Genomic DNA, 8,891 nt, shown 5'->3' on the forward strand with positions numbered 1-8,891 from the left:
TGTTCCTCCTAAGTATATAATATTTATAAATATCGTATGTAATATAAATAGGGTTATATTAAAATAAATATTTCAATACAACCCCTTTTCTAAATTAATCTACTATTTTACTTCCACCTATAAACTCTCTTAATATAGATGTAGAAGGTATATCCGATGTATCTTCTAATTCAATAAAATATTGTAAGAATTTAAGAAGCCTATTAGCTTCTATATATGCCTCATCACTACTTTCTATTTCTTCTAGTAATGGTTTTGCATATTTTTTTAATACTGCTAACTCGTAGACACAGGCTGAGTTAAATATTATATCAGCTTCTTCTTGATATGGGAATATATTTTTCTTTTCCCCTCTTCTTACAGAATTCCAATTCATAATCGTATGCTTAGCACTGTATCCTCTAAAATTATAATCTCTTACAATTCTTCTTATAAGTCTTAAATCTGTAGTTGGTATTCTATTATAATCATCTAAGTTTATTTGAGTTAAAGCACTAATATATATCTTAAATTTATCTTCATCTGGTATAGAAGATGTTAATATAGGGTTCAGACCATGTATACCCTCTAGTATTATTGGTTGATTTTCTTTTATCTTTAATTTTTTATAATTTTCTTCTCTTTTTCCTAGCTTAAAGTTAAACTTAGGTAAACTTATTTCTTTACCTTCTAATAAACTTTTTAAGTCTGAATTAAATCTTTCTAAATCAATTGCAAATATTGATTCAAAATCATAATTTCCAAATTCATCTAATGGAGTATCTTCTCTATTTAAAAAGTAATCATCTAAAGATATAGAAACAGGACTTAATCCATTAACTTTAAGATGTATACACAATCTATGAGCAAAGCTAGTTTTCCCTGACGAAGATGGCGCAGCTATAAGTATAACTCTTTTACCTTTGTTCTTTATCATGTCAGCTATTTGAGATAATTTCTTTTCATGTAAAGCTTCAACTATTCTTATAACTTCACCATATTTCTTATCTTGTATTATTTTATTTAAAGTAGTAACTTTATCTATTTCCATAACCTTAGCCCAATTTTCAGCTTCTTTATATATATTAGCTAATTTAGGTTGTGGTATATATTTTGCTGGCTCTTTTTTATCACTTTCACTTGGACCTAATAATATTACTCCATTTCTATATTTCTTCAAATCAAAAACTTTTATATGTCCTGTTGAAGGTAACATATGACCGTAAAAATGATCTATATTATTATTACATTTATATATCTTTACATCATTATACTCTTTATATCTCAATAATTCCGCTTTTTCATACATATTATTACTTTCAAATATCTTAATAGCTTCTTCTTTAGTTGTAGATATCTTTTCTATTTTATAGTTTTTATTTATTATATCTTGCATTTTATTTTTTATATTTATTATATCATTTTCTTGAAGAGTATTTCCTACATAAACTTCAGAATAAAGTCCATTTGCTAATGAATGTTCAATTGTAACTTTTGGTTTATTGAAAAGTTCGTCACAAGCCATTATAAATATAAAAGATAGAGTCCTAAAATATACTCTCGAGCCATCTGCATTTGTTGTATCTATAAATTTTATATCACATTCTTCCTTTACCTCATAACTCAATTCTCTTAACTTATTATTTATATTTGCAAGAGTTATATATCCCTTATATTCACTTTCAATATCTTCTACTATACTTTCCAATAATATACCTGAAGATTTATCATCTAATCTATATTCTCTATTTTTATTATCTATACATACTTTTATATTTCCCATAATATATACTCCCTTCTTTAATAATATAGTAAAAAGAGGTGTATTATACCCCTCTTTTTATTTTACTTAAAATCCCCAAAGTCTCTTTTATATGATTATAATTAATTTCTAGTACTAAATACTTTAAATTAGTATTCATCAATTTTTGTATTTCAGTTTCTTTTAAGATTCCTCTCCCTATACCTAAGTGACTATCATTAATACCATCATTATCACTTAAGTGAGCAACCATTAATTTATCATTTAGATTTCCTATATAATCACTATTATTTATTAAACAATGTCCTGTATCATAGCAAAAACATAGTTTTTCATTGTCAATCTTATTAAATATATATTCAAAATCCTTATATATATATCCAATATTCGAAAAATCTCCATCTTTAGAATATGTATTTTCAATCGAAATTTTAGTATTAACTTCTTCTAGTAATTTTTTTAAAAACTCTACACTATTATCTAAGTACTTTATTCTATTTTTATTTAACCTTTCAGATATTACATATCCTAGATGCATATTAAAGTACTTTATATTAAATTCACTTAAATTTTCTTCCATAATTCTTATAAAATTTATCCATGATTTTTGTATATATTTTATATTTTCACATGAATTAAGTTCCATTGGAAGATGTATACCTATCGATAATCCTAATCTTTTAAATTCACCTTTATATTTTTGTAATATTATACATTCATCTAAATTGTCTAGTCCAATTTCTATATGATTAATATCCTTAATTTGTCTACATAATTCTAATGCATCATCCAAATTATATAAAAGTGCAGATATACCTAATCTCATATATTCACCTAATTTACACTACCTATTTTATTGAATGGGAATAATCTTACCATAACCTTACCCATTATATCTTTTTCATTAACTAATCCTACTTCTTCATATCTACTATCTAAACTCTTTTCTCTATTGTCTCCCATAGTAAATACTTCGCCTTCTGGTACAATCATATCTATATCACCACTAGTATAATTGTCATGTATGTATGGTTCATTTAAAAGTTTCCCATCAACATATACCTTAGAATCTTCTATTTTTATATGTTGTCCCTCTGTAGCTATAACTCTCTTCACTAAATCTTTTGGTTTTCCATCATCTTGTAGTAAATTAGTTTTAAATACAATTATATCACCATCTTTTGGCTCCCCTATTTTATAAGCCATTCTATTTATTATTAAATAATCATTTTCTACTAATGTTGGATACATTGATTCCCCTCTAACTAAAGTAGGTCTTATAAATTGAGTTATTATAAATGCAAATACTAAAGCTGTTGCAATTACTTTTACCCACTCAATTAACTCCTTTTTTAACTTTTCACTCACTTATACCATCTCCTCTAAATTAATGATTTTCACTACTCCCTATCATGTGAATAACCATCTCATTAATGTCATCATATTTATTTGAACTAATACCTAAGTCCAATAGTTCACATGCTTTAACTAAATCTCTTAAAACTTCCATAGGATTTCCGTATATGTTTTCTATTTCTTCTTTACTTACACCTTTGAAACCATGTCCTACAGGACTTTCATTTCTCATCCTTATCAAAGTTTCTAGCCTCTCATTATTTAATATTTCTACTACCTTTTCCATTCTTTTAGTCTTTTTCACATGTCTATTTATGTATTGAGTAACTCCTTTAATTAAGTTGCCACTATAAATATTATACTTCTTTTTTAGTGTGTATAGTATATTTTTCTTTGATACCATATATCCATGCATAGATACCTTATATGTTTTAGATTCTTTAGTACTAACAAATATATACTTGAATAAAGCTTCTTTCAGTCTATAAAGTCTTCCTAAAAAATCTATATATTCTTCATTTACAATTTGAATTTTTATATTTTCTATTAATTCAGATAATATATCTTCAGGTTCCCCTATTTCTAGATTATTTAAATTAGCTATAAGTTTTTTAATTTCACTTCTATTTAACATTTGACTACTCATTTTTTGTATAGAGTTTAATGCTTTTCTAAATTCAAAGTTTACAGAATACTGACAAGACTCTATTAGAAAATATAAATCTCCTTTTATTATTCCTGCTTCTTCTAATATATCTAATATAGCATCATAATCATATCTTTCTAGAAATTTAGATATTGCATATTCTTGATTTTCATTTAAATTTGCCATAGACTAACCTCCCTAATATAAACTTATATTTTATTATTGAACTATATTAGGGATTTTATTAACTTTTTAATAATTTATTCTTAATCCTTTAGGATAGTGGTTTTTTAGTACACCATTAGACTCTTTTCCCCATCCAAGTCCTATGCCTTCTACACATACTAAAACCCAACCTCTACTTTTTCCAGTTTCTATAGTATTTCCTCTTAAGTAGTCTAAAACTTTACTATCTTCTATACTAAAGTCTTCTACATTCTTTACATCTTCCATCTTTAAATAATGAGATAATGCATGAGATGGTTCAAATCTATTTTTCTTTAACATTCCTAAGTGAAGACCATATCTTAATACCTTTAATTTTTTTGTATCCGGATGCTCTTCAGGTAATAAGTATAAATTTTCACCTCTTATATCAAATCTATTTCCCATAGATATATTTAAGAATTTCTTTTCAAATTCTCTATAATCTTTAACTTCTTTATCATTATTTTTTATTTTTATATATTTTATATTACAATCTTCATCTTCTAGTTTTTGAATTTTAGCTACGAAGTGACCTTCCCCTTTAACCTTATGAGGCCATATTCTTTGCATTTCAATTAACTTAGCACCTTCATATTCAGATATAAATTCATTTATTACATCTTCATTTTCTTCTTTTGCAAATGTACAAGTAGAATACACTAATATTCCACCATTACTTAACATATCATATCCATCTCTTATTATATCTTTTTGGATACTTTGACATTCTAGTACCTTAGCATAACTCCAATCTGTTATTGCAACTTCATCTTTTCTAAACATACCTTGTCCAGAACAAGGTGCATCAATTACTATCTTATCGAAATATCCTGTGAATACTTTTCTTAAATTGTTAGAATCAGTATTTGTTATTATACAGTTTCTAGCTCCAAACCTTTCTAGATTTTCTCCTAATGCCCTTATTCTAGTTGGATTTATTTCATTTGATACTAATAATCCTGTATCATTTAATTCTGATAGTATATATGTAGATTTACCTCCTGGTGCTGCACACATATCAAGTACTTTATCACCTTCTTTTATATCTAGATGTGGAACTACACTCATTGCAGATGGTTCTTGTAAATAATAGGCTCCACTTTCATGTAATGGACTTTTACCTGGTCTATCAATCTGTTCATCATAATAGAAACCTTCATTAGCCCAAGGTATAGGACTTAATTTATATAAATTTAAGTTTAATAATTTTTCTTTATCTATTTTTAAGGTATTAATTCTTAGTCCTGTAGTTTTTGCTTCATCGTAGCTTTTTATAAAACTTTCATATTCATCATTAAGAAGACCTTGCATATCTTCTAAAAACTTTTTTGGTAATTCAATCAATTTTATCGTCCTTTCTCTTTTTATATCTAAATTCTCTGTATCGTCTTAAAAACTTTTTTCTAGAGTTATTTGTATATTCATCTAACTTATCCAAACTAATTTTCCATAAAAATGCTATATAAGCTATAAACACTATAATAGACCATCTATATTGTATCATCAATATAAAATCAAAAATTCCATGTAATAAAATAGGAACTATTATAGATATTATTAAGTATATCTTCTTTTTATATTTAGAACTATTAAATTTATACTTAGATATATAATATCCCATAACTATTGCAAACATCATATGAGCTGGAACAGATATTATAGCCCTTATAATACTAACTTCAAAAACAGATGTTGGATCTTCAAATAATATATATATTATATTCTCAACTGTTGCAAATCCTAATGATAAAAATACAGAGTATATAATTCCATCTAACTTCTCATTAAAATATTTTTCTCTTATTAAATTTGGTATTAAAATGATAGCCTTTATTAACTCCTCTGCTAATCCAGCTACTATAAAAGATGTATATAATATAAATCTAAGTCCTTGTAATTATTAAATTTTATAAAAATATCCTCAATATATATTGCCAATATGCTTACTAATACTCCTAGTATAAAAAATTTACTTAAAGTAATTATTGGCTCTTTATCATATTTATCTTTTAAATATATCCATAATATAATCGTTGCTATAGGTGCTATGGCTAACACCAATAATTCTAATTTCATAAATTTATCCTCTCTTTATATTTTATAGATATATTATTTCCATTTAGCTTAACAAAATAATAGTTATCTTCATAGTATGAATATAGAAAAGTATTATTTATATAAAGAGGTGATTATATGCCAAATGGTTTCTTAACAGTCAGTGTTATAGATAACGCAACTAATAGGCCTATTGAAAATGCTATTGTAAATATTTATACAGCACCTGAGTCTGGTCAAAGTCAAACTCAATTATATCAAAATTTAACTACTAATAATTCAGGTCAGGTTACTGGTATTACATTAGATGCACCTGATATTCAATATTCTCAACAACCTTCAGATGTTAGACCTTATAGTCAATATAGAGTAGAAGTAATTGCAGAAGGATATGAAACAGTTATTATCGATGGAACTCAAGTATTTCCTACTATAGAATCTAGACAAAATGTTCCTTTAAATGCACAAACACAACGTAGACACTTCTACTCTAGACAAAATGAGAATGTATTTAATATACCAGAGAATACCCTTTTTGGAACATTTCCACCTAAAATACCTGAAAGTGATTTAAAACCGCTACCTCCACCAACAGGATTTGTTGTTCTAGATAATCCAGTGGTTCCTGAATTTGTAATTGTTCATGATGGTTTACCTGATGATAACTCCGCACCAAACTACTGGATACCATTTAAAGAATATATTAAAAACGTAGCTTCATCTGAGATATATTCTACTTGGCCAGAACAAACTATTTATGCAAATGTAATAGCAATAATTTCATTCACTTTAAATAGAGTTTTTACAGAATGGTACAGAAGTAAAGGACTTAATTTCACAATAACATCATCTACTGCATATGATCATAAATTTATAAATAATAGAAATATATTTGACACTATAAGTGTCGTTGTTGACAATATTTTTAATACATTTATAAAAAGACCTCCTACTGCTAGACAACCTCTTTTAGCTCAATATTGTGATGGGAAAAATTCTCAATGCCCTAATGAAATGACACAATGGGGAAGTAAAGATTTAGGTGATCAAGGAATGGACTATCAAAGTATTTTAAGATATTTTTATGGAGATGAAATAACTTTTAATACCGCGCCTGTGGTTAGTGGTGTTCCTGTATCATATCCTGGAGATACATTACAAGTTGGATCAAGTGGAAAAGATGTGCGAACTATACAAAATCAATTAAACGCTATATCTAACTCTTATCCTGCTATTCCTAAAGTTAGAGAAGATGGAGTTTACGGAAATAGTACTGCTGAAGCTGTTAGAACCTTCCAAGGAATATTTGGTCTTCCTCAATCTGGAGTTGTAGACTTTAAAACTTGGTATGAAATTTCTAGAATTTATGTTGCAGTTACTAAAATAGCCTCATTAAATCCAAAGATATAATATATAAAAGACCACTTAAAAAGTGGTCTTTTATTATTTAAAAATCTCTTTGTATTCAGGTTTTAATATATGATCTATTTTACTAATATTTATCGTAAATTCAGGTATACCTGCTGCATAAGGAGCTATTTCGTATAAATCAAAATATATAACTAAATTATCATCTTGAATATAGAACTTTTGATTATCTGATATACTTTTAAACTCGTATACACCTTTATTTTCTTCGTTTGATTTAATTAAATCTTCTATTTGTATTCTGATTTCTTCATTTATAATGCTTTTATAATCTATCTCCTCTTTAAATAAATCTTTTAATGAGATAAACTTTCCATTATTTATATCTATATTATATGCTACATTCTCATATTCTCCATGTGCTCCCCCAGCATATTTATAATATATTATCATTATACTTAATATATCATCACTATTCTTCTTTATATCAAAGTCAACATTAGCAATAAATTTATTTTCTACTTCTGGTAAATCTTCATAATAATCTTTTGCTTGTTGCTGTGAATCATTGAAAAATTTCATTATACTAGTCGTTATTTCATCATTTATATGTTTTGATAAATCTTTATTATCAGTTATTATTATAGGTATATTTATAACACTGTTTATATACTTGTTATTTTTTGTTATCGTCTGAGTATCTATGTTTGCAATTATATTGCTAGTTTGTACAATTTTTATTTTATTTTTAAATATATCAAATGGTACCTTAAATTCATATCTTACATTATTTTCACTAGATTTATAGGGATTAAAATAAATATTTAAACCCTCATCTACTATTTCGTAATTTGTATATTTATCTATGTTTATTTTATTGCTATCTATATTTATCTTATTTTGTTTTATATGTTGCTTTATATAGGTTTCTATTACAGTTTTATAATCTTCATTTTCTTTTAATAGATTATTTAAGAATACTCTTTGACCTGTATTTAAATCAAATATATAACTATCTTTTTCTAACTTAAATTTATTATCTTTATACCTTATTTCTCTATAAATCACCATATTTAATAAATTTCTATTTTCAAAAACTATATGATAATCTATATTTATGTCTGTTTTTATATTATTATTATATATTTGTGACAATTGCCTTTGATTATTTATAGAATCATTTATATTCCTTCTTATATATGAATTTATATACCTTTCTACGTCTTCATTATAATAATGAATTTTAGGCATTTTTGCATTTATAAATATATTTTTTTCCTCTATCTTAATTTTTTCTTCGGTTACTTTTATAGACTTTAATCCTTGAGATAAATTTGTTTGTAATACATCTCTCATATTACCTATATTGATATTTGCAAATATGGCAAATATTATTGCAACTAATAATATGTACTTATATTTTAAGAATCTTTTAAGACATTTCATTTTTATGTCCTCCTAAATATAATCCTTTTATTATATTTAGAATTTTTATATTTTTTATTCCTATAAAATTAA

The 8,891-nt window shown here is 25.5% G+C and carries 9 protein-coding genes; 1 reads left to right on the plus strand and 8 read right to left on the minus strand.

The annotated features are described in order from the left end of the window. Window positions 1–94: 94 nt before the first annotated feature. The 7 genes from G3997_RS09230 to G3997_RS09260 form a co-directional block, all read right to left on the minus strand. Window positions 95–1,762, minus strand: coding sequence for a nucleoside kinase (locus G3997_RS09230; protein WP_296645488.1), 1,668 nt, complete (start codon window positions 1,760–1,762; stop codon window positions 95–97). A gap of 43 nt (window positions 1,763–1,805) precedes the next feature. After that, the gene (locus G3997_RS09235; RefSeq protein ID WP_296645489.1) at window positions 1,806–2,567 is read right to left on the minus strand and encodes a sugar phosphate isomerase/epimerase family protein; all 762 of its coding nucleotides are present in this window, start codon (window positions 2,565–2,567) and stop codon (window positions 1,806–1,808) included. A gap of 8 nt (window positions 2,568–2,575) precedes the next feature. Next, on the minus strand, window positions 2,576–3,109 hold the full coding sequence (lepB, locus tag G3997_RS09240) for a signal peptidase I (protein ID WP_296645490.1): 534 nt from the start codon (window positions 3,107–3,109) through the stop codon (window positions 2,576–2,578). A gap of 19 nt (window positions 3,110–3,128) precedes the next feature. After that, window positions 3,129–3,929: a hypothetical protein gene (locus G3997_RS09245; RefSeq protein WP_296645491.1), complete on the minus strand. Its 801-nt coding sequence runs from the start codon at window positions 3,927–3,929 to the stop codon at window positions 3,129–3,131. Window positions 3,930–3,995: 66 nt separating this feature from the next. Further along, on the minus strand, window positions 3,996–5,294 hold the full coding sequence (locus tag G3997_RS09250; RefSeq protein WP_296645492.1) for an RsmF rRNA methyltransferase first C-terminal domain-containing protein: 1,299 nt from the start codon (window positions 5,292–5,294) through the stop codon (window positions 3,996–3,998). Then, a complete protein-coding gene (locus G3997_RS09255) occupies window positions 5,287–5,829 on the minus strand; it encodes a PrsW family intramembrane metalloprotease (protein WP_330616308.1) in 543 nt (180 codons plus the stop codon). The genes G3997_RS09250 and G3997_RS09255 overlap by 8 nt, the downstream gene beginning before the upstream one ends. Next, entirely contained in the window at window positions 5,808–6,026 is a 219-nt protein-coding gene (locus tag G3997_RS09260) for a hypothetical protein (RefSeq protein WP_296645493.1), read from the minus strand. Before G3997_RS09260 ends, G3997_RS09255 begins: the two co-directional genes overlap by 22 nt. 117 nt (window positions 6,027–6,143) lie before the next feature. On the opposite strand from G3997_RS09260, the gene sleC reads away from it, so the two are divergent. Further along, the gene (sleC, locus tag G3997_RS09265; protein ID WP_296645494.1) at window positions 6,144–7,415 is read left to right on the plus strand and encodes a spore cortex-lytic germination protein SleC; all 1,272 of its coding nucleotides are present in this window, start codon (window positions 6,144–6,146) and stop codon (window positions 7,413–7,415) included. A gap of 33 nt (window positions 7,416–7,448) precedes the next feature. Here sleC and G3997_RS09270 read toward each other — a convergent pair whose 3' ends face one another. Further along, window positions 7,449–8,819 carry a DUF3298 domain-containing protein gene (locus G3997_RS09270; protein ID WP_296645495.1) on the minus strand — a complete coding sequence of 457 codons (1,371 nt, stop codon included), beginning with the start codon at window positions 8,817–8,819 and terminating at the stop codon, window positions 7,449–7,451. Between the last annotated feature and the right edge of the window lie 72 nt (window positions 8,820–8,891).

The sequence above is a fragment of the Romboutsia sp. 13368 genome (assembly GCF_018336475.1).
Lineage (GTDB): Bacteria > Bacillota > Clostridia > Peptostreptococcales > Peptostreptococcaceae > Romboutsia.

Bases quoted from the DNA above. Each gene is read 5' to 3' on its own strand.
- G3997_RS09230 (WP_296645488.1), bottom strand. From the start codon at position 1,762: ATGGGAAATATAAAAGTATGTATAGATAATAAAAATAGAGAATATAGA.
- G3997_RS09235 (WP_296645489.1), bottom strand. From the start codon at position 2,567: ATGAGATTAGGTATATCTGCACTTTTATATAATTTGGATGATGCATTA.
- G3997_RS09245 (WP_296645491.1), bottom strand. From the start codon at position 3,929: ATGGCAAATTTAAATGAAAATCAAGAATATGCAATATCTAAATTTCTA.
- G3997_RS09260 (WP_296645493.1), bottom strand. From the start codon at position 6,026: ATGAAATTAGAATTATTGGTGTTAGCCATAGCACCTATAGCAACGATT.
- sleC (WP_296645494.1), top strand. From the start codon at position 6,144: ATGCCAAATGGTTTCTTAACAGTCAGTGTTATAGATAACGCAACTAAT.
- G3997_RS09270 (WP_296645495.1), bottom strand. From the start codon at position 8,819: ATGAAATGTCTTAAAAGATTCTTAAAATATAAGTACATATTATTAGTT.